This window comes from Mongoliimonas terrestris (assembly GCF_001927285.1).
GTDB classification, from domain to species: domain Bacteria; phylum Pseudomonadota; class Alphaproteobacteria; order Rhizobiales; family Pleomorphomonadaceae; genus Chthonobacter; species Chthonobacter terrestris.
In genome coordinates this window covers 61,978-85,132 of the sequence record NZ_MSIG01000003.1, presented here as the reverse complement: position 1 = coordinate 85,132, position 23,155 = coordinate 61,978, and the positions used below count along the sequence as shown (strand labels likewise).

The 23,155-nt window shown below is 72.9% G+C and carries 17 protein-coding genes; 8 read left to right on the top strand and 9 right to left on the bottom strand.

The annotated features are described in order from the left end of the window. Positions 1 to 167: 167 nt before the first annotated feature. The 3 genes from BUQ68_RS05010 to BUQ68_RS05000 all read right to left on the bottom strand — a co-directional run bounded on the left by BUQ68_RS05010 (position 168) and on the right by BUQ68_RS05000 (position 4,340). Positions 168 to 2,735 carry a membrane-bound PQQ-dependent dehydrogenase, glucose/quinate/shikimate family gene (locus BUQ68_RS05010; protein ID WP_075214859.1) on the bottom strand — a complete coding sequence of 856 codons (2,568 nt, stop codon included), beginning with the start codon at positions 2,733 to 2,735 and terminating at the stop codon, positions 168 to 170. Between the two features lie 194 nt (positions 2,736 to 2,929). After that, complete coding sequence (locus BUQ68_RS05005) at positions 2,930 to 3,547, bottom strand: TetR/AcrR family transcriptional regulator (RefSeq protein ID WP_075214858.1); 618 nt, start codon at positions 3,545 to 3,547, stop codon at positions 2,930 to 2,932. Continuing rightward, the gene (locus BUQ68_RS05000) at positions 3,519 to 4,340 is read right to left on the bottom strand and encodes an SDR family NAD(P)-dependent oxidoreductase (protein ID WP_075214857.1); all 822 of its coding nucleotides are present in this window, start codon (positions 4,338 to 4,340) and stop codon (positions 3,519 to 3,521) included. Before BUQ68_RS05000 ends, BUQ68_RS05005 begins: the two co-directional genes overlap by 29 nt. A 154-nt stretch (positions 4,341 to 4,494) precedes the next feature. Between BUQ68_RS05000 and BUQ68_RS23965 the strand changes: the two genes are divergently transcribed. Further along, positions 4,495 to 4,914, top strand: a complete 420-nt coding sequence (locus BUQ68_RS23965) for a hypothetical protein (protein ID WP_075214856.1) — start codon at positions 4,495 to 4,497, stop codon at positions 4,912 to 4,914. 32 nt (positions 4,915 to 4,946) lie between these two features. Here BUQ68_RS23965 and BUQ68_RS04990 read toward each other — a convergent pair whose 3' ends face one another. From BUQ68_RS04990 to BUQ68_RS04975, 4 genes are all read right to left on the bottom strand, one after another. Beyond that, the gene (locus BUQ68_RS04990) at positions 4,947 to 5,267 is read right to left on the bottom strand and encodes a hypothetical protein (protein ID WP_075214855.1); all 321 of its coding nucleotides are present in this window, start codon (positions 5,265 to 5,267) and stop codon (positions 4,947 to 4,949) included. A gap of 133 nt (positions 5,268 to 5,400) precedes the next feature. After that, the gene (gene recQ / locus BUQ68_RS04985) at positions 5,401 to 7,266 is read right to left on the bottom strand and encodes a DNA helicase RecQ (RefSeq protein WP_075214854.1); all 1,866 of its coding nucleotides are present in this window, start codon (positions 7,264 to 7,266) and stop codon (positions 5,401 to 5,403) included. Between the two features lie 232 nt (positions 7,267 to 7,498). Then, positions 7,499 to 8,200: a sulfite oxidase-like oxidoreductase gene (locus BUQ68_RS04980; RefSeq protein WP_075214853.1), complete on the bottom strand. Its 702-nt coding sequence runs from the start codon at positions 8,198 to 8,200 to the stop codon at positions 7,499 to 7,501. A gap of 117 nt (positions 8,201 to 8,317) precedes the next feature. Next, positions 8,318 to 9,325 carry an LLM class flavin-dependent oxidoreductase gene (locus tag BUQ68_RS04975; protein WP_075214852.1) on the bottom strand — a complete coding sequence of 336 codons (1,008 nt, stop codon included), beginning with the start codon at positions 9,323 to 9,325 and terminating at the stop codon, positions 8,318 to 8,320. A 303-nt stretch (positions 9,326 to 9,628) separates the two neighbouring features. Between BUQ68_RS04975 and BUQ68_RS04970 the strand changes: the two genes are divergently transcribed. The 3 genes from BUQ68_RS04970 to BUQ68_RS04960 all read left to right on the top strand — a co-directional run bounded on the left by BUQ68_RS04970 (position 9,629) and on the right by BUQ68_RS04960 (position 13,368). Then, positions 9,629 to 10,219: a TetR/AcrR family transcriptional regulator gene (locus BUQ68_RS04970; protein WP_075214851.1), complete on the top strand. Its 591-nt coding sequence runs from the start codon at positions 9,629 to 9,631 to the stop codon at positions 10,217 to 10,219. 101 nt (positions 10,220 to 10,320) lie between these two features. Further along, a complete protein-coding gene (locus tag BUQ68_RS04965; RefSeq protein WP_075214850.1) occupies positions 10,321 to 11,100 on the top strand; it encodes an SDR family NAD(P)-dependent oxidoreductase in 780 nt (259 codons plus the stop codon). Positions 11,101 to 11,262: 162 nt separating this feature from the next. Then, positions 11,263 to 13,368 (top strand): elongation factor G, encoded by a 2,106-nt coding sequence (locus BUQ68_RS04960; RefSeq protein ID WP_083656302.1) that lies wholly within the window; start codon positions 11,263 to 11,265, stop codon positions 13,366 to 13,368. Between the two features lie 100 nt (positions 13,369 to 13,468). Here BUQ68_RS04960 and BUQ68_RS04955 read toward each other — a convergent pair whose 3' ends face one another. Further along, on the bottom strand, positions 13,469 to 14,185 hold the full coding sequence (locus BUQ68_RS04955) for a phosphatase PAP2 family protein (protein WP_075214849.1): 717 nt from the start codon (positions 14,183 to 14,185) through the stop codon (positions 13,469 to 13,471). A 159-nt stretch (positions 14,186 to 14,344) separates the two neighbouring features. Between BUQ68_RS04955 and BUQ68_RS04950 the strand changes: the two genes are divergently transcribed. Genes BUQ68_RS04950 through BUQ68_RS04935 form a run of 4 tightly spaced genes read left to right on the top strand, consistent with a single transcriptional unit; the run spans position 14,345 to position 19,604 of the window. After that, a complete protein-coding gene (locus BUQ68_RS04950; protein ID WP_075214848.1) occupies positions 14,345 to 15,952 on the top strand; it encodes a carboxyl transferase domain-containing protein in 1,608 nt (535 codons plus the stop codon). Then, positions 15,949 to 16,722: an enoyl-CoA hydratase-related protein gene (locus BUQ68_RS04945; protein WP_075214847.1), complete on the top strand. Its 774-nt coding sequence runs from the start codon at positions 15,949 to 15,951 to the stop codon at positions 16,720 to 16,722. Before BUQ68_RS04950 ends, BUQ68_RS04945 begins: the two co-directional genes overlap by 4 nt. Before the next feature lie 3 nt (positions 16,723 to 16,725). After that, positions 16,726 to 18,711, top strand: coding sequence for an acetyl/propionyl/methylcrotonyl-CoA carboxylase subunit alpha (locus tag BUQ68_RS04940; RefSeq protein ID WP_075214846.1), 1,986 nt, complete (start codon positions 16,726 to 16,728; stop codon positions 18,709 to 18,711). Next, positions 18,708 to 19,604, top strand: a complete 897-nt coding sequence (locus BUQ68_RS04935) for a hydroxymethylglutaryl-CoA lyase (protein WP_075214845.1) — start codon at positions 18,708 to 18,710, stop codon at positions 19,602 to 19,604. Before BUQ68_RS04940 ends, BUQ68_RS04935 begins: the two co-directional genes overlap by 4 nt. 19 nt (positions 19,605 to 19,623) lie before the next feature. Here BUQ68_RS04935 and BUQ68_RS04930 read toward each other — a convergent pair whose 3' ends face one another. After that, positions 19,624 to 23,106 carry an indolepyruvate ferredoxin oxidoreductase family protein gene (locus BUQ68_RS04930; RefSeq protein ID WP_075214844.1) on the bottom strand — a complete coding sequence of 1,161 codons (3,483 nt, stop codon included), beginning with the start codon at positions 23,104 to 23,106 and terminating at the stop codon, positions 19,624 to 19,626. Positions 23,107 to 23,155: the final 49 nt, after the last annotated feature.

The window sequence follows — 23,155 nt, the reverse complement described above, 5'->3', positions numbered from 1 at the left end:
TGCGCGACGGGCATGATACGGATCGCCGGACGTTACTGTCGGACGCGGTTTATAGACACCTAGACGATGCAGTTAGAACGAAAGTCTAAGACCCCTGTGGATGGCCGAAATCCGCCGGCTGCCGGGCGAGCGGCCGGGCCGGGCGGGGTCCGCAGGATGCCGTACCCTCAGCGCGGCAGCGCGTAGGCGATCACGCTGTCGCCGGCCTTGGTGCCGAGCGAGCCGTGCCCGCCGGCGACCACCAGGAGATATTGGCGGCCATCGGCGCCGAGGTAGCTCATCGGCGTCGCCTGGCCGCCGGCCGGCAGCCGCGCCTGCCAGATCTCGTCGCCGGTCGTCACATCGTAGCCGCGCACGTAGTCGTCGAGCGTGCCGCTGAGGAAGGCGACGCCGCCGGCGGTGATCACCGGGCCGCCGAGGTCCGGCACGCCGAGCGGCAGCGGGATCGGCACCGGGGTGAGGTCGCGGGTGGTGCCGTTCTTGTGCCGGTAGAGGATCTCGCCGGTGGTGAGGTCGGCGGCGGCCACATAGCCCCAGGGCGGCGCCTGGCAGGGGATGCCGAGCGGCGACAGGAAAGGCCCGAGTTCCACCGCGTATGGCGCGCCGAGGTTCTCGTTGAGGGCCGGCAGCGCGCCCTGCGGCGGCGATCCGTCCTGGACGATGAGGGAGGTGTCGCCGCTGCGCGGCACCAGCTTCGAGGTGAAGGCCAGATAGGCGGGCGTGCCGAACACGATCTGCCGCAGCGGGTCCACCGCGACGCCGCCCCAGTTGAAGACGCCGAAGTTGCCGGGGTAGACGAGCGAGCCTTCCAGCGACGGCGGCGTGTAGCGCCCTTCGTAGCGCAGCTGCTTCAGCCGGATGCGGCAGGCCAGCTGGTCGAACGGGGTGGCGCCCCACATGTCGGCGCCGGTGAGCGGCGGCGGGTCGAAGGAGAGCGCCGACACCGGCTGGGTCGGTGCCGTGAAGTCGCCCTCCACGGCACCCTGCGGCGCCGGCACCTCCGTCACCGGCAGCACCGGCTCGCCCGTCCGCCGGTCGAGCACGAAGAGATCGCCCTGCTTGGTCGGCTGGACGAGCGCCGGCACGGTCTCGCCGCCGATGGTGAGGTCGATGAGGCTCGGCTGGGACGGCACGTCATAGTCCCAGAGGTCGTGGTGCACGGTCTGGTAGACCCAGCGCGGCGCGCCGGTGACCAGGTCGAGCGCCACCACGGACGAGCTGAACCGCTCCACCGCTTCGCTCCGGTTGCCGCCGAACTGGTCCGGCGGCTCGTTGCCGAGCGGCACGTAGACGAGCCCGAGCGCCTCGTCGACGCTGGAGATGGACCAGCTGTTGGGCGAGTTCGGCGTGTAGGTCTCGCCCGGCGCCAGCGGCGCGGTCGCCTCCGGGCGGCCGCTGTCGAAGTTCCAGAGGAGCGCGCCGGTGTTCACGTCATAGGCCCGGATCACGCCGGACGGCTCGGCGGTGGACACGTTGTCGAGCACCGTGCCGCCAACGATGATCCGGTCGGCCGTCACCACCACCGGCGAGGTGGAGTAGTAGCCGCCGGGCTTAAGGAAAGGCATGTTCATCCAGAGGTTGATCTGCCCCCGGTTGGCGAAGTCGAGGCAGACGCCCCCGGTCTCCGGGTCGAGGGCGATCAGCCGGCCGTCGGCGGTCGGCATGAAGAGCCTGGCGCCGCACCGGTCCACCGTCCGCTCGGCGTTTTCGGCGCGCGGCAGGCCGAGGGTCTCGGTGAGGTCCTCCGCCGTCCCGGCCGGCACCGGCCCGCCGGCGGCGGGGGCCGCGACGGCGCCGGTGGCGGGTGCCGGACCCGCCGCCCCATTGTCCGCCGCGGGTGCCGCGGCGGTTGCCGGCGGCGGACCGCCGACCGGCCCGGGGTGGTAGGAGAGCCCCCGGCAAGTGAGGTGCTGGAGGGCGAGTTCGCCGCGGATCTCCGGGTCGAAGCGCCAGATTTCCGCGCCGGTGTCGGCGTCGAGCGCGATCACCGCCTGGTGCGGGGTGCAAAGGAAGAGCCGGTCGCCGATCTTCAGCGGGGTGACCTGGAAGGTGGTCTCGGTGGGATCGCCGGGGCCGCGGATGTCGCCGGTGTTGTACTCCCAGACCTTCTCCAGATCGCCCACGTTGGCGGGGGTGATCTGGTCGAGCGGCGACCAGCGCTGGCCGAAGCCGGTGCGCCCGTAGGCGTGCCATTCGCCGGGCGGAATGGTAGCGGCGTCGGTTGCCGGCGCGGGACCGCGCGGGGCCGGCGCGACGCCGGTCACCTGGTGCGGATCGGCAAGCAGCGAGACGGCGGCCGTGCCGAAGGACACCACCAGGGCGAGCGTCAGCGCCAGACCGGGTCCGCGAACGGCGGACGGCGGTCGCGGGTCGCCGATGCGTCCGGACGCCTCGGATCGTCGCACCAGCCCGCGGCGCACCGCCGGCAGCAGCATGAGAAGGCCGAGGATCACCACCAGGTCGCCTCGCGGCGCCAGTTGCCACCAGTCGAGCCCCACCTCGGTGACGGCCCAGCCGAGGGTGCCGAGCAGAACCACCGCGTGGACGACCAGCGCCGCCGGGTTGCGGCGCGATAGGAGCACCGCGACCACGAGGAGGCCGGCGCCGGCAAGGGCGTAGTACCAGGAGCCGCCGAGAGCGATCAGCCAAAGGCCGCCGCCGAGAAGCCCCAGGCCGCTGAGGCCGGTGAAGGCGGCGAGGATGAGCGGCCCGCGGTCGCGCCGTGTGTCTGCCATGGTTCCATCCCCGGCTCGGCTGAAAGGGCGCGCGGGCGACGGCTTCGGGCCGCCGCATCTCCGCGCGTCGGCGGCCGTTGCTGACGGCCGCCCTCGGGTTTGGAACGGGGACACGGGCCAACGGTTCCCGGTGTGAAGCGCAGGCGCTCCGGCCCGTTTCAACGACGGGTGGCCGGTCGTGATCCCGACCGGGCTCAGGTCACCGGCCGGAGAGCGAGACCGAGCCGCCCCATCACGTGCCGCATGATGGGCGCCGCCTCCGGGCGCGGCCCGTCGCCGGCGGGGCCGGAGAGCTTCTTCACCTGCAGGATGCCGGCTAGTCCGTGGAGGCAGGACCAGACGAAGAGCGCGTCGCCGGTGGGGTCGGCCGGACCGGCGTTGACCGGGCGGAGCGCCATGGTGGCGATCCGGTCGCGCAGGAGGTCGAAGGCGTACTGCGCCTTTTCCATCATGGCCGGGTGACGGCCGGGATCGGGCAGCGGCGTGCCGAACATCAGCCGGTATTGGAGCGGATGGCCGAGGGCGTAGTCCATGTAGGCGCGGCCCATGGCCTCCAGGTCGTCGAACGGATCGGCGACGGCCGGCCGCGCCTCCAGGTGGCGGGCGAAATCCTCGTAGGCGCGCGCGATGACCTCGGCGAGGATGTGGTCCCGGCTCTCGAAATGCTTGTAGGGCGCCTGGTGCGAGACGCCGAGCCGGCGCGACACCTCGCGCAGGCTGAGCTTCTCCACCCCCTCGTCGGCGATGATGACGAGCGCCTCGCGGACGCAGGCCTCCTTCAGGTCAGGCGGTCTCTTGTCTGTGTTGGCCATCGGCTCCGGCAGTCATGCCCTTCATGATATGCCCCATGATGGTGGAGCGGAGTGGGCGCGGCAACATGCCGATCCCCCAGCCGAGCAGCCGCGACAGCGGCCCCGGACGTGTGAACCGGCGGCGGCCGAGCGCCTTGAGCGTTTCCCGCGCCACCGTCCGGGCGTCGTCCGTCGCCCCCATGGCCATCCGCGCCCGGTCGGCGAAGCCGGTGCGCACCGGGCCGGGCGCCACCGCCAGAACCGCGATGCCTGAGCGGGCGAGATCGGGCGCCAGGCCCTCCGCCAGCGTCTGGACGAACGCCTTGGTGGCCGCGTAGGTGGCCGAATAGGGCACGCCCTGGAAGGCCACGATGGAAGAAAAGAGCACCAGCCCGCCCTGCCCGCGCGCCGCCATCCGGCCGCCGAACAGGTGACAGACGTCGAGCACCGCCCGGCAGTTGACCGCCAGCATGTCGGCGTCCGACGCGGGATCGGCGTCGAGAAAGCGCCCGGCGCTGCCGTAGCCGGCGGCGGCCACCACCAGGCCGACGTCGAGGCTCTCGGTCGCCGCCGCCAGCGTCCAGAGCGCGTCCGGCGCGGCGAGGTCGAGGGCGAGCACCCGCACGTCCACACCCTGGGTCGCCCGGATCTCGGCCGCAAGCGCGTCGAGCACGGCCTGCCGGCGGGCGACGACCACGAGGTTCTGGCCGCGCGCGGCGAGATCGAGCGCGATCGCCCGACCGATGCCGTCGCTGGCGCCGGTCACCACCGCGTAGGCGCCGAAGCGGGTCGTCCATCCGGGATCCGTCGTCATGCACCAGCCTCCGGCCGTGCCCCGGTCCGCTTCGGCGGAAGGAGCCAGTTGACAGCGTCAACCAAACCATGAAGAGTTGACGCTGTCAACCGTCCCCTGGGCAGCCGGCCGCCGTCGCGGCCCATGGCCGGCGGGTCCGGCAGGAGGGCATCGGATGGTCTACGTTTCGGTCACGGGATTGCGGCTGCGCTCGATCTGGGTCTGGCCGCGGTTCGCCTGGCACGCGGTGCGGTCCATGCGGCAGGCGCAGGCCGCCAAGGGCAACCTCTTCGCCGACGCGCGGCGGATCGACGGCGTCCACCACACGCTCACGGTCTGGACGTCGCGCGACGCCATGCGGGCCTATCTGGTGGCGGGCGCCCACCTTGAGGCGATGAAGGCCTTCGGGGACATCGGCGAGGGCACCACCGCCGGCTATACGGCCGACGGTGTGCCGACCTGGGGGGCGGCACTCGCCGTGCTGGAGGCCGACGGACGGCCGGCCGGCCGCAGCCCCCGCGGTCCGCAGGCGGAGCGCGCGGACACGGCGCCTCCGGATCAGGGTCCGCGTCCGGGAGCCGCCGGCGCCCGCTGAGCGCGCGGCGGCCCGAGGGCGTCGACAGACGATCAGGCGATGAAATCCTCGTCGTCCCCGAGCGCCCGGTCCTCCGCCTGCTGGCGGACCGCCTCCTCCAGGTCGCTGAGGCCGTCCTCGGTCTCGTCGTAGCCGGACGTCTCGTCGATGGCCGTGGTTTCGCTTGCCGGATGGGCGCTGACGTCCATCTGGAGCGCATCGTCGTCCATCAATGTGCCCGGAACCCGGTCGGCCGGGTCGAGCCCGCTGTCGGCCGCCTCGGCGCGCACCAGCGCCTCGTCGGACGGATCGAGTTCGGTCTCATTGGCATAGGGGCTGTCTTCGCCCGGGTTCAGGGTCTGGCGTCCGGCCATGGTGGCGTCCTCGTGTCGGCGCGCCGGCCGGAACGGCCGGACGCTGGGGTCGACAGGGACAACGGCCGGACGGGGCGGAGGTTGCGCGGCCGGCATCGTGCCGGCCATTCCGCCCGGCCTCGCCGCGCGGGGATCAATCCGCCCCCGTCTCCAGGCGCCAGCGCTCCACGGCCTCCAGGAAGATCGCGCCGTAGCGGCGCAGCTTCTCCGCGCCGACGCCGCTGACGGCCGCCATGTCGTCGAGGCTTCGCGGCTTGGCCGCCACCATGGCCCAGAGCGCCGCGTCGCCGAACACGATGTAAGACGGCACCTGCTGCTCGCGGGCGAGCGCGGTGCGACAGGCGCGCAGCCGGTCGAACAGGTCCTGGTCGGGCGAGGCCACCGTCTCCGGCCGCAGGTCGGCGCCCTTGCCGCGGCGGCGGGGCGTCGGCGCGGCGGCCTTGCGCAGCGTCACCGCCGCCTCGCCCTTGAGGAGCGCGCGCGCCGGCTCCAGCACCACCAGCGCCCCGAAGGCGTCGTGGTTGACGCCGACGAAGCCGGCCGACACCAGCTGGCGCAGCACCGACTGCCAGGCCTTGGCGTCGAGCTCGGCGCCGACCCCGAAGGTCTTGATCTCGTCATGGCGGAGTTGCGCCACCTTGTCGGTCCGCTTGCCCCGGAGCACGTCGATCACGTGGCCGGCGCCGAACCGCTGGCCGGTGCGCAGAATGGCCGAGAGCAGCTTCTGCGCCGCCTCGGTGCCATCCCACTGGGCGACGGGGGTGAGGCAGGTGTCGCAGTTCATGCACGGCGCCGGATAGGTCTCGCCGAAATGGCGCAGGATGGCCTGGCGGCGGCAGTCGCAGGTCTCGCAGACGGCGATCAGCGCGTCGAGCTTGCCGCGCTCGATCCGCTTCACCGCGTCGGGCGCGTTGCCCTCGTCGATCATGCGCCGGCGGGTCACCACGTCGCCCATGCCGAACACCATGAAGGCGTCCGAGGGCAGGCCGTCGCGGCCGGCGCGACCGGTCTCCTGGTAGTAGGCCTCGATGCTCGACGGCAGGTCCAGGTGCGCCACATAGCGGACGTCCGGCTTGTCGATGCCCATGCCGAAGGCCACCGTGGCGACGAGGCAGAGCCCCTCCTCCTTCAGGAAGGCATCCTGGTTGGCGGCCCGGACCGACCGGTCGAGGCCCGCGTGATAGGGCAGCGCCCGGATGCCCTTGCCGGAGAGCCATTCCGCGGTCTCTTCCACGGACTTCCGCGACAGCCGGTAGACGATGCCGCTGGCGCCCCGGTGGTTGGCCAGGAAGTCGAGGAGCTGGCGGCGCGGCTCGTCCCGCTCGGCGATGGTGTAGCGGATGTTCGGCCGGTCGAAGGAGGAGAGGAAGATCCGCGCGCCCTCGAGCCTCAGCGAGCGGACGATGTCCTCCTGGGTGCGCGGGTCGGCCGTCGCCGTGAGGGCGATCCGCGGCACGAGAGGGAAGCGCTCGGCGAGGAGGCCGAGCCCGGCATACTCGGGGCGGAAGTCGTGGCCCCACTGGCTGACGCAGTGCGCCTCGTCGATGGCGAAGAGCGCGATCGGCCCGCCGTCGAGGAAGTCGAGGAAGTTCGGGTTGAGGAGCCGCTCCGGCGTCACGTAGAGAAGATCGAGCCGGCCGGCGCGGGCCTCGTCGCGCACGGTGCGGGCCTCCTCCGGGTCGAGCGCGGAGTGGAGCGCGGCCGCCTTGACGCCGGCCTGGCGCAGGCCCGCCACCTGGTCGTGCATCAGCGCCACCAGCGGCGACACCACGATGCCGACGCCCTCCCGGGCGATCGCCGGGATCTGGAAGCAGAGCGACTTGCCCTTGCCGGTCGGGAAGAGCACCAGCGCGTCGCCGCCCGCCGTCACATGGGCGACCACGTCCTCCTGCTGCGGCCGGAAGGACGCAAAGCCGAACACCGCCTTCAGGACGTCCCGCGGATCCCGCGTCCCCGTCGCCGCGGCGGCAGGCAGGCGAACGGCATCGGCAGCGGTCATGAGCGGGCCTTCGGCTATCGGGAGACGGCCGATTGGTAGGGCGCCCGGCACGGCGATGCAAGCACGAGCGCGGGCGAGCGGAAAATCGGAGGCATCGGCCGATACCGCGATTGCCGAGGAAGGAAAGCGTGGGTGGTCCGCCTGCGCGGACCATGACGGTGGCGCAGGAACCAATGGCCGTCATGGTCCGCGCAGGCGGACCACCCACGCATACCCTAACGCCCCCAACCCCTCAGATCCCCGGATCCTCGTCCCCGCCGTCGTCGCTGTAGCGCTGTTCCTGCCACGGGTCGCCGCGGTTGTGGTAGCCGCGGACCTCCCAGAATCCCGGGTGGTCGTCGCCGACGAACTGGATGCGGCTGACCCACTTGGCGCTCTTCCAGAGGTAGAGGTGCGGGATGATCAGCCGCACCGGGCCACCGTGGGCGGTCGTCAGCGGCTTGCCGTCGAACGTGTGGGCGAGGAGCGCGTCGGCGGCGGCGAAGTCCTTCAGGGTGACGTTGGTCGTGTAGCCGTCGTAGGAGTGCAGGATCACGTGGCGCGCATCCGCGGTCGGCCGGACCGCGTCGAGCAGGTCGGTGGTGAGCACGCCGTCGAAGCGGTTGTCGTAGCGCGACCAGGTGGTGACGCAGTGGATGTCGGTGACGACGGTCGACTGCGGCAGCGCCTTGAAGGTCTCGAATGTCCAGTGGCCGCGCGTCTCCACGGCGCCGTCCGCGTCGAGCATCCAGCGGTGGAGCGGCACCTCCGGTTGCAGCCCGAGGTCGAGCACCGGCCAGTCGCGCACCAGGTGCTGGCCGGGCGGCAGGCGCTCGCTCTCCGGCCGCGCCGGGCGGCCGGTGATGAACTTCCGCTCCTCCGCCCAGCGCTGCTTGGTGGTGGTGAGCTTGGTGTCGGGCGGCAGGCCGCCGGCCGGATCGTCCGATGCCGACATCGCGCGGATCTCCTCCTCTGGCGGCCGTCCTTGCCGATGGACGGGCCGGCCCCTTCGTCGAAAAAACAGTCCGCCGCCGCGCGCCGGCCGTCAAGCGCAGCGGCCCCGCCGGCGCGCTCAGGCGGCCGACCGCTCCAGGCCGAGGCCCGCCGCCACGCCGGCGAGGATCTCGTAGGAGGCAAGACGGGCGCCGTGGTCGTGGATGGCGGAAGCCACCATCACCTCGTCGGCGCCGGTCTCGTCGAGGAAGGCCTGGAGCCCGCGCCGCACGGTCTCGGGTCCGCCCACGATCGCGTAGCGCAGCATGCCGGACGCGTGGGCCTTCTCGCGCGGCGTCCAGTAGGCCTCGATGTCGTCGATGGGTGGCTGCAGCCGGCCCCGCGTGCCGCGGATGAGGTTGGTGAAGCTCTGCTGGGCGGAGGTGAACAGCCGGCGCGCCTGCGCGTCGGTCGGCGCCGCCACCACGTTCACGCCCGCCATGGCGTGCGGCCGCTCGGCCTGGTCGGACGGCCGGAAGCCGGACCGGTAGACCCGGAGCGCCTGGAGCAGCGCCTCCGGGGCGAAGTGGGAGGCGAAGGCGTAGGGCAACCCCAGCAGCGCCGCGAGCTGCGCGCCGAACAGGCTGGAGCCGAGGATCCAGAGCGGCACCTTGGTGCCGGCGCCCGGCACGGCGATCAACGCCTGGTCGGGCTGCGGGTCGGCGAGGAGCGCCTTCAACTCCATCACGTCCTCCGGGAAGCGGTCGGCCGACGCCGGATCGCGGCGGAGCGCCCGGAGGGTCCGCTGGTCGGTGCCGGGCGCGCGGCCGAGCCCGAGGTCGATGCGGCCGGGGAAGAGCTCGGCGAGCGTGCCGAACTGCTCGGCGACGACGAGAGGGGCGTGATTCGGCAGCATGATGCCGCCCGCCCCCACTCGGATGGTGGAGGTGCCCGCCGCCACGTGGCCGATGACGACTGCGGTGGCGGCGCTGGCGATCCCCACCATGCCGTGGTGCTCGGCCAGCCAGAACCGCCGATAGCCCCAGGCTTCCGCATGGCGGGCGAGGTCGCGGCTGTTGCGGAGGGCGTCGGCCGGCGTGGCGCCTTCCGGCACGGGGGCGAGGTCGAGGACGGAAAGGGCGGCCATGGGCAAGCGTCCGGTCTGTTGGGAAACGATGGTCCGTTGAGGTCGGTGCCGGCGCCCCTGCACGCAAGGGTCGACACGCCCTTGTGACCGCGACCGCAGGGTCGGGCGAGGACGATCTCTGATGCCGCGATGCTGCGCCCGTCCGCCCTTTGTGGTCAACCCGTCGATCGCGGGCACTACGGCAGGTCCGCATCCGCAGACGGTTCGGCACGCGCGCATCGGCGCCCTTGCGCGGCGCGGCGGGATGGTGAAACAAACGACCGTTCGCCGCCTTGGGGGCCGCGACGGCGCGGGAGGTCACGGGTGGCGCGGACGAGCGGGTCCAACGGGGAGCGGACGGCGGCCCAGATCCGGGAGGCCGGCGTGCGGCTGATCCACCGGCACGGCTTCGAGGCCATGAGCCTGCGCCAGCTCGCCGCCGAGGTCGGCCTGCAGCCGGGCTCGCTCTACAACCATTTCGAGAACAAGCAGGCGCTCCTCTTCGAGATCGTCCGCACCCACATGGAGGAATTGCTCGCCCGCCTTGGCGAAGCGCTCGCCGGGCGCACCGATCCGGTGGAGCGGCTCAAGGCCTTCGCGGCCTTTCACCTCGCCTACCACATGACGCGGCAGCGGCTCGTCTACATCGCCAATAGCGAACTCCGCAGCCTGGAGCCGGACAACCGTGCCGCCGTCGTGGCGCTCCGCGGCCGCTACGAGGACACGGTGGTGGCCATCCTCGCCGACGGTGTCGCGGCCGGCGTCTTCCGCATCGCCGACGTGCGCGTCGCCGCCTACGCCATCATCGCCATGCTGACCGGCGTCTGCGACTGGTACCGCCCGGACGGCCGGCTCGGCCAGGACGAGATCACCCGGCTCTACGTGGACCTCGCCCTGAAGGGCGTCTCCGGCTGAGGGGCGGCGATTCCGTCCGGCCGGAAAGCGGACTAGGATCCGGCCCTCACGCACGAACCGCCGCCGCTCCGACCGGCGGCATGCTGACCCGGAGACCCCGCATGATCGACTTCACCGGCAAGGTGGCCCTCGTCACCGGCACCACCGGCATCGGCCGCGCCGCCGCGCTCCGCCTTGCCGGCCTCGGCGCCAAGGTCCTCGCCGTCGGCATCGACCGGGACGGCAACGGCGCCCTGGCGGCGGACGGCGCGCGGCACGGCCTCGTCGTCCGCCCGGCGGACGTGGCGGATCCGGACCAGGTGTCGGCCGCCGTCGCCGAGGCGGTGGACCGGTTCGGCGGTCTCGACGTGATCGTCAACGCCGCCGCCGTCCACCCCTATGGCGACGCGGTGACGACGTCGCCGGAAACCTTCGCCCGCTGCCTTGCGGTGAACGTCGGCTCCATCCACCTCACCGCCCACTTCGGCGTGCCGCACATGCGCCGGCGCGGCGGCGGCGCGATCGTGAACCTCTCCAGCGTGCAGGGACACGCCTGCCAGCCGGACGTCGCCGCGTATGTGGCGTCCAAGGGCGCCATCCACGCGCTCACCCGCGCCATGGCGCTCGATTTCGCGGCGGACCGCATCCGCGTGGTGTCGGTCAGCCCCGGCTCGGTGCGCACGCCCATCCTGGCGCTCGCCGCCCGCACCTTCGACGGCGAGGCCGCCGACGTGGACGCGGTGTTCGCCCGCTTCGGCGCTGCCCATCCGATCGGCCGCATCGGCGAGCCGGAGGAGATCGCCGACCTCATCGCCTACCTCGCCTCCGACCGGGCCGGCTTCATCACCGGGTCGGACCACGTGATCGACGGCGGCCTGACCGCCGGCATCGGCGTGCGGTAGCCGGCTCCGGCCGCGTGCCGTCGGCGCGCGCCTTCACCGGTTTTCCCTTGCGCTCCCCCGTGTCGAGGAGGACCATCCGTCGTGCACCCGCCCGGCGGGCGACGATCCCGCCGTCCGTCCGGACGAGACGCAGAGAACAAAATGCGTACGGGAGAAAGCACCATGGGAGACGACGGCGGAAGAGGTCCTGGCCCCCACGGCGAAGCCGAAACGCTTCGCGCAGGGGGCATTCGGCCCCGCGACGGGGCCCGTTCGATCGCACTGGTCGGTCCGTTCGGCAGCGGCAAGACCACCCTTCTGGAAGCCATTCTGGCCCGCACCGGCGCGCTCACGCGCCAGGGCAGCGTGACGGCCGGAACCACGGTCGGCGACGCCGCGCCGGAGGCGCGCGCCCACGGCATGAGCGTGGAGCTCAACGTGGCCGAGACCCGCTTCATGGGCGACGACTACGTCTTTCTCGACTGCCCCGGCTCGGCCGAATTCCTCGCCGAGGCGGACGCGGTGCTGCCGGCCGTCGACTGCGCGGTGGTGGTCTGCGAGGCGGATCCGCGCCGGCTCGCCTCGGTCCAGCTCATCCTGAAGCGGCTCGCCGACGCGCGCGTCCCCTATCTCCTCTTCCTCAACAAGATCGACCGCGGCGACGTCGGTGTGCGCGACACCCTCGCCATGCTGCAGCCGGCCTCGCCGGTGCCGCTGGTGCTCCGCCAGATCCCGCTCCGCGACAACGGCCGGCCGGTCGGCTTCATCGATCTGGCGCTGGAGCGCGCCTTCGTGTGGCGCGAGCACGCCCCGAGCGAGATGATCCCGCTCACGGACGACGCCCGGGCGGCGGAGGTCGGCGCCCGCTTCGCCATGCTGGAGCGGCTCGCCGACTATGACGACGACCTGATGGAAAGCCTGATCGCCGACCTGGAGCCACCGCGCGACCGGGTGTTCGAGGACCTGCGCGCCGAACTCGCGGCCGGCCTGATCTCGCCCGTCTTCATCGGCTCGGCGGAGCGCGGCAACGGCATCCTCCGCCTGATGAAGGCGCTCCGCCACGAGGCGCCCGGCCTGGCCGTGCTGACCGCGCGCACCGGCGTCGCCCCCGGCGCCGAGCCGCTGGTGCGGGTGGTGAAGACACTGCACGGCGGCCACGGCGGCAAGCTCTCGCTCGTCCGCGTGCTCGCCGGCACCATCGAGGACGGCACCGTGCTGACCGGACCGGACGGCGTGTCCGACCGGGTGTCCGGCATCTACCGGCTCACCGGCCGGGACGCCGTCAAGCGCGAGGCCGCCGGCCCCGGCGACACGGTGGCGCTCGGCAAGCTGGAGCACGCCCGCACCGGCGACCTGCTCACCGGCGGCCGCGTCCTCGTGGCGGCGCCCGCCCTCGCCCGTCCGGCGCCCGTGATGGCACTCGCCGTCCGGGCCTTGGAACGGCGCGACGAGGTGAAGCTCTCCGCGGCGCTCGCCCGCGCCGCCGAGGAGGATCCGGGCCTTGCCGTGGAGACCGACCCGGACCTCGGCGAGACGCTGCTCCACGGCCAGGGCGAGATGCACCTGCGCGTGGCGCTCGAACGGCTACAGAGCCGCTACGGGCTGAACGTCGCCAGCCAGCCGCCCTCGGTCGCCTACCGGGAGACGATCCGCGGCGCCGTCACCCAGCCCGGCCGGCACAAGAAGCAGTCGGGCGGCCACGGCCAGTTCGGCGACGTGGTGCTGGAGATCGCGCCCCTGCCGCGCGGCAGCGGCAACCGCTTCGCCGAGCGCATCACCGGCGGCGCGGTGCCGCGCCAGTACATCCCGGGCGTCGAGACCGGCGTCATGGACAGCCTGAAGCGCGGGCCGCTCGGCTTTCCGGTGGTGGACGTCGCCGTGACCCTCACGGACGGCAGCTATCACACGGTGGACAGTTCCGACCAGGCCTTCCAGGCGGCCGCCCGCATCGCCATGCGGGACGGGCTCGCCGCCTGCCGGCCGGTGCTGCTGGAGCCGATCGAACGTGTGGAGATCCATTGCCCATCCGAGGCGACGGCGCGGGTGAACGCCATCGTGGCGTCGCGCCGGGGCCAGATCCTCGGCTTCGACGCCCGCGCCGGCTGGCCCGGCTGGGACGTGGTGGAGGCCTTGATGCCGGCGTCGGAGACCGGCGACCTCATCGTCGACCTCCGCTCCGCCACCCAGGGCGTCGCCGGATTCGCCCGACGGTTCGACCACCTGAAGGAGCTGGACGGCCGGGCGGCGGAGACCATCGTCAGCCGCCGTGGCGGCTCCCGGGCGGCCTGAGGCGTCCCGATCCCCCCGGCTGCCGTGCGGCCGGGGGATCGGCAGACCAAGCCGCAACGCGCGCGAAGGTCGAACGAGCCCGACCTTCGCGCGCCCGGTGTCAGACCGCCGCGTCGGTCCGCCGCGTGAGGCGGGAGGCCACCAGCCAGCAGGCCATGGCCCAGACCGCCCCGGCGCACCAGCCGGCCGCCACGTCGGTCGGATAGTGCACCCCGAGATAGACCCGGCTGACGCCGATCAGGAGCGTCAGCGTCACCGCCACGGCGAGGATGTAGCCGCGCACGGCGAGCACTGGTTGGGTGCGGGCGAGCAGCGCCCCGAGCGTCAGGTAGGTGGCGGCCGACAGCATGGCGTGGCCGCTCGGAAAGCTGAGGCTGTGCACGTTGACGAGATGATCGACGAGGTCCGGCCGCGGGCGGGCGAAGACGTTCTTCAGGAGGCTGCTGAGGATCTGCCCGCCCGCGACCGAGGCGAGCACCAGGGCCGCCGCCGCGTAGCTGCGGGCGATCAGGAGATAGCCGACCACCGCCACGGTGACGAGAAAGAGCGCGGTGGCGCTGCCGAGGCTGGTGATGTCGGCGAACATCACCTCCAGCCACCAGGGTCCGATCGCCTGCCCGGGATCGTCCGGCACCCGCAGCGCCATCAGCACCGCCTCGTCGAAACTCCGCGTCTCTCCTTCCACCACCTCCTCGGCAAGGGCGATGAATCCGTAGACGCCGCCGGAAAGAAGGATGAGGGCGGCCAGGAGCTTGAATTCCGGAAGCTTCCAGGCGGGCAGCCAGGCGAGGCGGCGGCGAAGGGCGGTTTCGGGCATGGGCGGTTCGGTCTCCTTGGTCGGCCCGAAGTGGCGTCTCGCCAGACGACGGTCAACCCCACCGTTAAGTTCCGATCGGAAAGGATCGCCGGCCGACACGCGGGCCGCGTCTTGACCCTCACAAGAAACGAACGTACGTTCGTTAAACGGGAGGAGCTCATGGCGGTGATCGAGGATCAGGTGGACCGGCGCGGCGACGCCTTTCGGGCGAACCGGGAGGCGGTGGCCGAGAAGGTGGCGGACCTCAAGGCCCGGGTCGCCAGGGCGGCGGAAGGTGGCGGGCCGGCCGCCCAGGCCCGGCATGCGGCGCGCGGCAAGCTGCCGCCGCGCGAGCGGGTGCGCCTCCTTCTCGACCGGGGCACGCCCTTCCTGGAGCTCAGCCAGCTCGCCGCCAACGGCCTCTACGACGACCAGGTGCCGGCGGCGGGCCTCGTCACCGGGATCGGCCGCGTCATGGGCCGGGAATGCATGGTGGTCGCCAACGACGCCACCGTGAAGGGCGGCACCTACTATCCGATGACCGTGAAGAAGCACCTGAGGGCCCAGGAGATCGCCGCCAAGGCGCACCTGCCCTGCATCTATCTGGTGGACAGCGGCGGCGCAAACCTTCCGAACCAGGACGAGGTCTTCCCCGACCGCGACCATTTCGGCCGCATCTTCTACAATCAGGCGACCCTCTCGGCGCGCGGCATCCCGCAGGTTGCCGTGGTGATGGGCTCGTGCACCGCCGGTGGCGCCTACGTGCCGGCGATGGCCGACCAGTCCATCATGGTCCGCAACCAGGCGACCATCTTCCTCGGCGGCCCGCCCCTGGTGAAGGCCGCGACCGGCGAGGTGGTGACGGCGGAGGAGCTCGGCGGCGCCGACCTCCACACCCGCACGTCCGGCGTCGCCGACCTCCTCGCCGAGGACGACGCCCACGCGCTCGGCCTCGCCCGCCGGGTGATCGCCGGCCTCAACCGGGTGAAGCCCGCCGGACCGGCCGTCCGCGCCCCGCGCCCGCCCGCCCTCGACCCGGACGACCTCTACGGCCTCGTGCCGGCCGACCCGAAGAAGCCGCTCGACATCCGCCAGGTGATCGGCCGCATCGTCGACGGCTCTGACTTCGACGCCTTCAAGCCGCTCTACGGCCCGACGCTCGTCTGCGGCTTCGCCCACATCTGGGGCTATCCGGTCGGCATCGTGGCCAACGACGGCATCCTCTTCTCCGAGAGTGCCCAGAAGGGCGCCCATTTCGTCGAACTCTGCGCCCAGCGCGGCATCCCGCTCCTCTTCCTGCAGAACATCACCGGCTTCATGGTCGGGCGGAAGTACGAGGCAGGCGGCATCGCCAAGGACGGCGCCAAGATGGTGACGGCGGTCGCCTGCGCGGCCGTGCCGAAGATCACCGTCATCGTCGGCAACTCGTTCGGCGCCGGCAACTACGGCATGTGCGGGCGCGCCTTCGATCCGGACTTTCTCTTCCTGTGGCCGAACGCCCGCATCTCGGTGATGGGCGGCGATCAGGCGGCCAACGTGCTCGCCCAGGTGAAGCGCGAGCAGGTGGAGGCGCGCGGCGGCGTCTTCTCCGCCGCCGAGGAGGAGGCCCTGAAGGCGCCGATCCGGGCGAAGTTCGACACCGAGGGCCACGCCTACCACGCCACCGCCCGGATCTGGGACGACGGGGTGATCGACCCGGCCGACACGCGCCTCGTCGTCGCCCTGTCGCTCTCCGCCGCCCTCAACGCACCGCCGAGGGAGACGCGCTTCGGCGTGTTCCGCATGTGAACGTCCGGACCGAAACCCACGGCCCCGTCGGCCGCCTCGTGATCGACCGGCCGGCGGTGGCGAACGCCTTCGACGGGCCGACCGTCGCAGCCCTCCACGCCGGCCTCGACACCCTCCTCGCCGACCCGGCCGTGCGGGTGATCGTCCTTTCCAGCACCGGCCGCGTCTTCTCCGCCGGGGCGGATCTTGCCTGGATGCGCCGCATGGCGGAGGCCGGTCCGGAAGAGAACCACGCCGACGCCGCGGCGCTGGCAGCCCTGCTCGCCGCCGTGGACCGGTCGCCGAAACCGGTGGTCGCCCGGATCCAGGGCGCCTCCATGGCGGGCGCCACCGGCCTCGTCGCCGCGTCCGACGTGGCGATCGCGTCGGACGCCGCCGTCTTCGCCGTCACCGAGGTGCGGCTCGGCCTCATCCCGGCGGTGATCGCGCCCTATCTCGTCCGCGCCATGGGCGTGCGCCAGGTGCGCCGGCTGGCGCTCACCGCCGAGCGCTTCGACGCGGCGACGGCCGCCGCCGTCGGCCTCGTCCACGCGGCCGTTCCGGCAGATGCGCTCGACGCCCGCGTCGAGGCCGTTGTGGCCGACCTCCTGAAGGCGAGCCCCGCCGCCCTTGCCGCCGCCAAGGCCCTCTTCCGCGCGGTCGAGACCCTTCCGGACGACGCGCTCGTCGCCGAAACCGCCCGGCGGATCGCCGAGCGGCGCGCGAGCGCGGACGCCCGCGAGGGCCTTGCCGCCTTCCTCGCCAAGCGCACGCCCGACTGGAGCCTCTGACCCATGCGGCCGATCCGCACCCTCCTTGTGGCCAACCGGGGCGAGATCGCCGTCCGCGTGATGGCGACCGCCCGGCGGATGGGCATCCGCACCGTCGCGGTCTTCTCCGACGCGGACGCGGACGCGCTCCATGTGCGGAGCGCCGACGTCGCCGTCCGCCTCGGCCCGGCCCCCGCGCGGGAGAGCTATCTGGCCGCCGACCGCATCCTCGACGCCGCGCGCCGCACCGGCGCCGACGCCGTCCATCCCGGCTACGGCTTCCTCTCCGAGAACGCCGCCTTCGCCGAGGCGGTGGAGGCGGCCGGCCTCGTCTTCGTCGGCCCGCCGGCCGCCGCCATCCGGGCGATGGGATCGAAGAGCGCCGCCAAGGCCCTGATGGCGAAGGCCGGCGTGCCGCTGGTGCCCGGCTATCACGGCGACGACCAGGACCCGCGCCGGCTTGCCGAGGCGGCCGGCGCGATCGGCTACCCGGTCCTCATCAAGGCCTCGGCCGGCGGCGGCGGCAAGGGCATGAAGTTGGTGACGGCGCCCGCCGCCTTCCCCGACGCGCTCGCCTCCGCCCGGCGCGAGGCGGCGGCCGCCTTCGGCGACGACCGGGTGCTGGTGGAGCGCTATCTCACCTGCCCGCGCCACATCGAGGTGCAGGTGTTCGCCGACGCCCACGGCAACACGGTGCATCTCTTCGAGCGCGACTGCTCCGTGCAGCGCCGGCACCAGAAGGTGATCGAGGAGGCGCCCGCGCCCGGCGTCTCGCCAGCCCGCCGGGCCGAGATGGGCGCGGCGGCCGTCGCGGCGGCCCGCGCCGTCGGCTACCGGGGTGCCGGCACGGTGGAGTTCATCGCCGAGGGCGACGGCTTCTACTTCATGGAGATGAACACCCGCCTCCAGGTGGAGCACCCGGTCACCGAGGCGATCACCGGCCTGGACCTCGTCGAGTGGCAGATCCGGGTCGCCCGCGGCGAACCGCTGCCGCTCGCCCAGTCGGCGCTCGCCATCCGCGGCCACGCGGTGGAGGCCCGGCTCTACGCGGAGGATCCGGCCAAGGGCTTCCTGCCGCAGACCGGCCGGCTCGACGCCCTCGCCTTCCCGCCCGGCGTGCGGGTGGACACGGGCGTTGAACCCGGCGACACGGTCTCGCACCACTACGACCCGATGATCGCCAAGCTGATCGCCCACGGGCCGACCCGCGCCGACGCCCTCTCGGCGCTTGCCGGCGCGCTCGACGCCACCCGCGTCGTCGGCCTTGCCACCAACCGGGCGCTCCTCGCCCGCATCCTCCGCCACCCGGTCTTCGAGGCCGCCACCCACGACACCGGCTTCATCGAGCGGGAGGCCGACACCCTCCTCGCCCCCGACGCTCCGGCCAGCGCGGACGAGGCGGCGCTCGCCGCCCTCGCGCTCCTTGCCGCCGAATCCACCGCACGGCCCACCGACGCCGCCGACCCGTGGTCGCCGTTCGCGACCGCCGGCGCCTTCACGCCCAACCTGCCGGCGGTGGAGACCGTGACGCTGGAGGCCGGCGGCACCAGGCGCCACGTCCGGGTCGAGACCGCCGGCGGCCGGCGCGTGGTCTCCGTCGACGGCGATCCGCCGCGGGCGGCCGCCGCCACGCTGAAAGGCCCCCGCCTGGGGGCCCGCCTCGGCGATCTCCGCCTCACCGCGGATGTCGAGATCCGGGACGGCGCCGTGCATCTCGCCGCCGGATCGCGCCACCTGTCCTTCCAGGTGATCGACCCGTACGCCGGGCCGCACGCCGGCGCCGAAGCCGACCATCGGCTCGTCGCCCCCATGCCGGGCGCGGTGATCGCCGTCGCGGTGGCGGCGGGCGACCGGGTGGAGAAGGGCACGGCGCTCGTCGTCGTGGAGGCCATGAAGATGGAGCACGTGGTCCGCGCGCCGCACGCCGGGATCGTCGCCCGGGTCACCGTGGCGGTCGGCGACGCCGTCGCCGAAGGCACCGAGCTCGTCGTGCTGGACGACGCCCCATGACCGCGCCCGCCGTCACCGTCGTGGAGGTCGGCCCGCGCGACGGGCTGCAGAACGAGCCCGCCCCGGTCACCGTCGACGACCGCGTCCGCCTCGTGGAGGACCTTGCCGCCGCCGGCCTTGCCCGCATCGAGGTCGGCAGCTTCGTGTCGCCCCGCTGGGTGCCGCAGATGGCCGGCACCGCCGACGTGCTCACCCGCGTACCGCCTCGCCCCGGCCTCACGCGCGCCGTCCTGGTGCCGAACGAGACGGGCCTTGCCGCCGCGCTCCAGGCCGGGGCCGACGAGATCGCCGTGTTCGCCGCCGCGTCGGAAACCTTCTCGCGGAAGAACACCAACGGCTCGATCGCCGAGGTGCTCGCCCGCTTCGAGCCGGTCGCGGCCGGTGCGAGGGCGGCCGGCGTGCCCCTTCGCGGCTACGTCTCCTGCGTCCTCGGCTGCCCCTACGAGGGCGCCGTGCCGGTCGCCGCCGTCGTCCACGTGGCGGAGCGGCTGGTGGCCCTCGGCTGCCGGGAGGTCTCGCTCGGCGACACCATCGGCGTCGGCACGCCGGGCGCGGCGCGCGCCATGACGGCCGCCGTCGTCGCCGCCATCGGCGCTTCCCGCGTCGCGCTCCACTTCCACGACACCTATGGGCAGGCGCTCGCCAACGTCTACGCCTGCCTGGACCTCGGCATCACCGTCGTCGACAGCGCCGTCGCCGGCCTCGGCGGCTGCCCCTATGCCAAGGGCGCCAGCGGCAACCTCGCCACCGAGGATCTCGTCACCATGCTGGAAGGTCTCGGCCTTGAGACCGGCGTCGACCTCGACGCGGTGATCCGCGCCGGCGACCGCATCAGCCAGATCCTCGGCCGGCCGACCGGGTCGAAGACCGCGCGGGCGCGCCTCGGCCGCTAACGCGACCGCTGAGGCCGCGCTACTCCGCCGCCACCCGCACCGGCGCGTCCGACCGCGTGAGCCGGCCGACAAGCTCCGCGTGGCGACGCTCCGCCCGGTCCGCGTTCGCCCGCTTCACCGGGCCGAAGCCACGCACCGACTGGGGCAGCGCGGCGAGATCCACCGCCGCGTCCAGCGTCTCGGGCGTGAGCCGGCTCTCGATCAGGGCGAGGTCCGCCTCGAAGGCGGCGATCATCGCCCGCTCGTGGCGCCGCTCCGCCGTCCAGCCGAACGGGTCGAGCGCGGTGCTGCGGAGCACCCGGCCCTTCGCGAGCAGGCGGAACACCGGCAGCATCCACGGCCCGAACGTCATCTTCCGCGGCCGGCCCGTCGCCGGATCCGTCCGGGCGAGAAGCGGCGGCGAAAGATGGAAGCGGATCCGGCTCGCCGGCCCGCGCTCGAACGTGTGGTCGAGCGATTTGAGGAAGGCCCCGTCGGCGAAGAGCCGGGCCACCTCGTACTCGTCCTTGTAGGCCATCAGCTTGAAGAGGCTCTTGGCCGCCTCGCGGGAGAGCCGCTCGCCGCCCGTCCGCGCCCCCTCCACCTGACGCAGCGCCGCGATGCGGCGCCGGTAGCGGTCCGCCCAGGCGGCGTTCTGGTAGGCGGCGAGGAAGGCGGCGCGGGCCTCGACCAGGTCATCCAGCGTCTCCGCCTCGCGCGGATCGGTCTCCTCCGCCACCGGCAGCGGCAGGGCGGACGGGTCGTGGGCGATCAGCCGGCCCCAGCGGAAGGCGGCCACGTTGGCGGCCACCGCCTCGCCGTTCATGGCGATCGCCTGCTCGATGGACCCGGGCGACACCGGCAGGAGGCCCATCTGGGCCGCGACGCCCAGCATCAGCACGTTCGCCTCGATGGATGTGCCGAGGAGGCTGGTGGCGACGGCGGTGGCGTCGAGGAAGCGGGTCGTCCGCGCCGTGCCCTCGATCGCGTCCCGGATCCGCCCGATCGGCAGCGCGTGATCCGGGTTGCGGGTGAAGTCGCCCGGCATCACCTCGTGGGTGTTGACGAGGAAGTGGGTGCGGCCCGCGTCGGCCGCCGCCAGGATCTTCCGCGATCCGGCCACCACGATGTCGAAGCCGAGCACCAGGTCGGCGGCGCCGGCCGACACCCGGATCGCCTTGATGGCGTCCGGCGTGCGGGCGAAGCGCAGGTGGCTCACCACAGCGCCGCCCTTCTGGGCAAGGCCCGCCATGTCGATGATGCCGACGCCCTTGCCCTCGATGTGGGCGGCCATGCCGAGCACCGCGCCCGCCGTCACGATGCCGGTGCCGCCGATGCCGGTCATCACCACGTTCCAGGTGCCCGCCGGGTCCACCACCGCCGGCGCCGGCAGCGCCGCCACGAGGGCGTCGAGGTCGCTGCCGGCGCCGCTGCCGGCGTGCTTGCGCGGCTCGGCGTTCTCCACCGTCACGAAGGACGGGCAGAAGCCCTTGAGGCAGGAATAGTCCTTGTTGCAGCTCGACTGGTCGATCTGCCGCTTGCGGCCGAAGGCGGTCTCCCTCGGCTGGATCGACACGCAGTTTGACTGGGTGCCGCAGTCGCCGCAGCCCTCGCAGACCCGTTCGTTGATGAAGACGCGGACCTTCGGGTCCGGATAGGTGCCGCGCTTGCGCCGGCGCCGCTTCTCGGCCGCGCAGGTCTGGTCGTAGAGAAGGATGGTGACGCCGTCGATCTCCGCAAGCTCGCCCTGCACCGCCATCAGGTCGTCGCGCGGCCGGATCTCCGTGTGCGCCGGCCAGCGGATGCCGGCCGGATACTTGGCCGGGTCGTCCGCCACCACCACCAGCCGCCTCACCCCGAGCGCCGCCACCTGGCGGGCGAGCGCGTCGGCGGTGAGGTTGCCCTCGTGGGCCTGGCCGCCCGTCATCGCCACCGCGTCGTTGTAGAGGATCTTGAAGGTGATCGTGGTGCCAGCCGCCACCGCGGCCCTGACCGCCTGCACGCCCGAATGGTTGAAGGTGCCGTCGCCGAGGTTCTGGAACACGTGCCGGCGCCTGGAGAAGAGGCTCTCGCCGATCCAGCTCGCCCCTTCGCCGCCCATGGCGGTGATGCCCTCCGTGCCACGCTCCATCCACTGAACCATGTAGTGGCAGCCGATGCCGGCGATGCCGCGCGCGCCCTCCGGCACCACCGTGGAGGTGTTGTGCGGACAGCCGGAGCAGAAGTGCGGCACCCGTTGGCCGATGTCCGGCGTCGCCCCGGCCCGCGCCTCCACGGCCTTCAATCGATTGAGCCGCGCGGCGATCCGCTCGGTCGGGCGCAGCCGCTGCAGCCGTTCGCCGAGCGCGATGGCGATGGCGTTCGGGTCGAGCGCGCCCTTGACCGGGAAGAGCCATTCGCCCGCCTCGTCCTTCTTGCCGATGCAGACCGGCATGGCGGGCAGGCCGAACAGCTCCTCGCGGAACTGCACCTCGATCAGCGAGCGCTTCTCCTCCACCACCATCACCAGATGGAGCCCCTCGGCGAAGCGGGCGAGCTCCGCGCGCGACAGCGGCCACGGGCACGCGACCTTCAGTATGCGGATGCCGAGCGCGTCGGCGCCTTCAAGGTCGAGCCCCAGTTCCTCCAGCGCCTGCAGGGTGTCCAGATAGGACTTGCCCACGGTCAGGATGCCGAGCACCGGGTCGCGCCCGCCGGTGGTCACCGTGCGGTTGAGGCCGTTCGCCTTCACGAAGGCCAGGATCGCATCCCGCTTCAGGTCGTGCACCCGCGCCTCCTGGGCGAGCGGCGTGTCGCCGAGGCGGATGTTGAGCCCGCCGGGCGGCAGCGCGAAGTCGTCCGGTGTGCGGATGGCGAGCCCGGCGAACGACCCGTCGATGGAGCCGGTGGACTCGATGTTGTCCTTCACGCCCTTCATGGCCACCCAGGTGCCGGTGTAGCGGCTCATGGCCCAGCCGTAGAGGCCGTATTCGATCAGCTCGTGCACCCCGGCCGGGTGCAGGATGGGGATCATCAGGTCGACGAAGTGGAACTCCGACTGGTGCGCCGTCGACGAGCTCTCCGCGTTGTGGTCGTCGCCCATCAGGGCGAGCACGCCGCCGTGGCGCGACGTGCCGGCGAAGTTGGCGTGGCGGAACACGTCGCCGCACCGGTCGACGCCCGGCCCCTTGCCGTACCAGAGGCCGAATACCCCGTCGAAGCGGCCCTCGCCCCGGAGCTCCGCCTGCTGGGTGCCCCAGACCGCCGTGGCGGCCAGTTCCTCGTTGATGCCGAGGGAGAAGACGATGTCGTTCTCCGCCAGATGCGTCTTCGCCCGGCGGAACTGGCCGTCGATGCCGCCGAGCGGCGAGCCCGGATAGCCGGTGACGAAACCCGCGGTGTTGAGGCCGCGGCGCCGGTCCATCTCCTTCTGGGCGAGGCAGAGGCGCACGATCGCCTGGGCGCCGGAGACGAACACCCGGTCCTCGGAAAGGTCGTACTTGTCGTCGAGGGAAGGCCGCCTCGGCCCGGATCCGTCAGCCATGGGGTTTCCTCCGGTAAACCCGCCCCGGCGTCTCGGTGGCCGTTCTTGC

Coding starts and splice junctions, on each gene's coding strand:
- BUQ68_RS05010 (WP_075214859.1), bottom strand. CDS start 2,735: ATGGCAGACACACGGCGCGACCGCGGGCCGCTCATCCTCGCCGCCTTC.
- BUQ68_RS05005 (WP_075214858.1), bottom strand. CDS start 3,547: ATGGCCAACACAGACAAGAGACCGCCTGACCTGAAGGAGGCCTGCGTC.
- BUQ68_RS05000 (WP_075214857.1), bottom strand. CDS start 4,340: ATGACGACGGATCCCGGATGGACGACCCGCTTCGGCGCCTACGCGGTG.
- BUQ68_RS23965 (WP_075214856.1), top strand. CDS start 4,495: ATGGTCTACGTTTCGGTCACGGGATTGCGGCTGCGCTCGATCTGGGTC.
- BUQ68_RS04990 (WP_075214855.1), bottom strand. CDS start 5,267: ATGGCCGGACGCCAGACCCTGAACCCGGGCGAAGACAGCCCCTATGCC.
- recQ (WP_075214854.1), bottom strand. CDS start 7,266: ATGACCGCTGCCGATGCCGTTCGCCTGCCTGCCGCCGCGGCGACGGGG.
- BUQ68_RS04980 (WP_075214853.1), bottom strand. CDS start 8,200: ATGTCGGCATCGGACGATCCGGCCGGCGGCCTGCCGCCCGACACCAAG.
- BUQ68_RS04975 (WP_075214852.1), bottom strand. CDS start 9,325: ATGGCCGCCCTTTCCGTCCTCGACCTCGCCCCCGTGCCGGAAGGCGCC.
- BUQ68_RS04965 (WP_075214850.1), top strand. CDS start 10,321: ATGATCGACTTCACCGGCAAGGTGGCCCTCGTCACCGGCACCACCGGC.
- BUQ68_RS04960 (WP_083656302.1), top strand. CDS start 11,263: ATGGGAGACGACGGCGGAAGAGGTCCTGGCCCCCACGGCGAAGCCGAA.
- BUQ68_RS04955 (WP_075214849.1), bottom strand. CDS start 14,185: ATGCCCGAAACCGCCCTTCGCCGCCGCCTCGCCTGGCTGCCCGCCTGG.
- BUQ68_RS04950 (WP_075214848.1), top strand. CDS start 14,345: ATGGCGGTGATCGAGGATCAGGTGGACCGGCGCGGCGACGCCTTTCGG.
- BUQ68_RS04940 (WP_075214846.1), top strand. CDS start 16,726: ATGCGGCCGATCCGCACCCTCCTTGTGGCCAACCGGGGCGAGATCGCC.
- BUQ68_RS04935 (WP_075214845.1), top strand. CDS start 18,708: ATGACCGCGCCCGCCGTCACCGTCGTGGAGGTCGGCCCGCGCGACGGG.
- BUQ68_RS04930 (WP_075214844.1), bottom strand. CDS start 23,106: ATGGCTGACGGATCCGGGCCGAGGCGGCCTTCCCTCGACGACAAGTAC.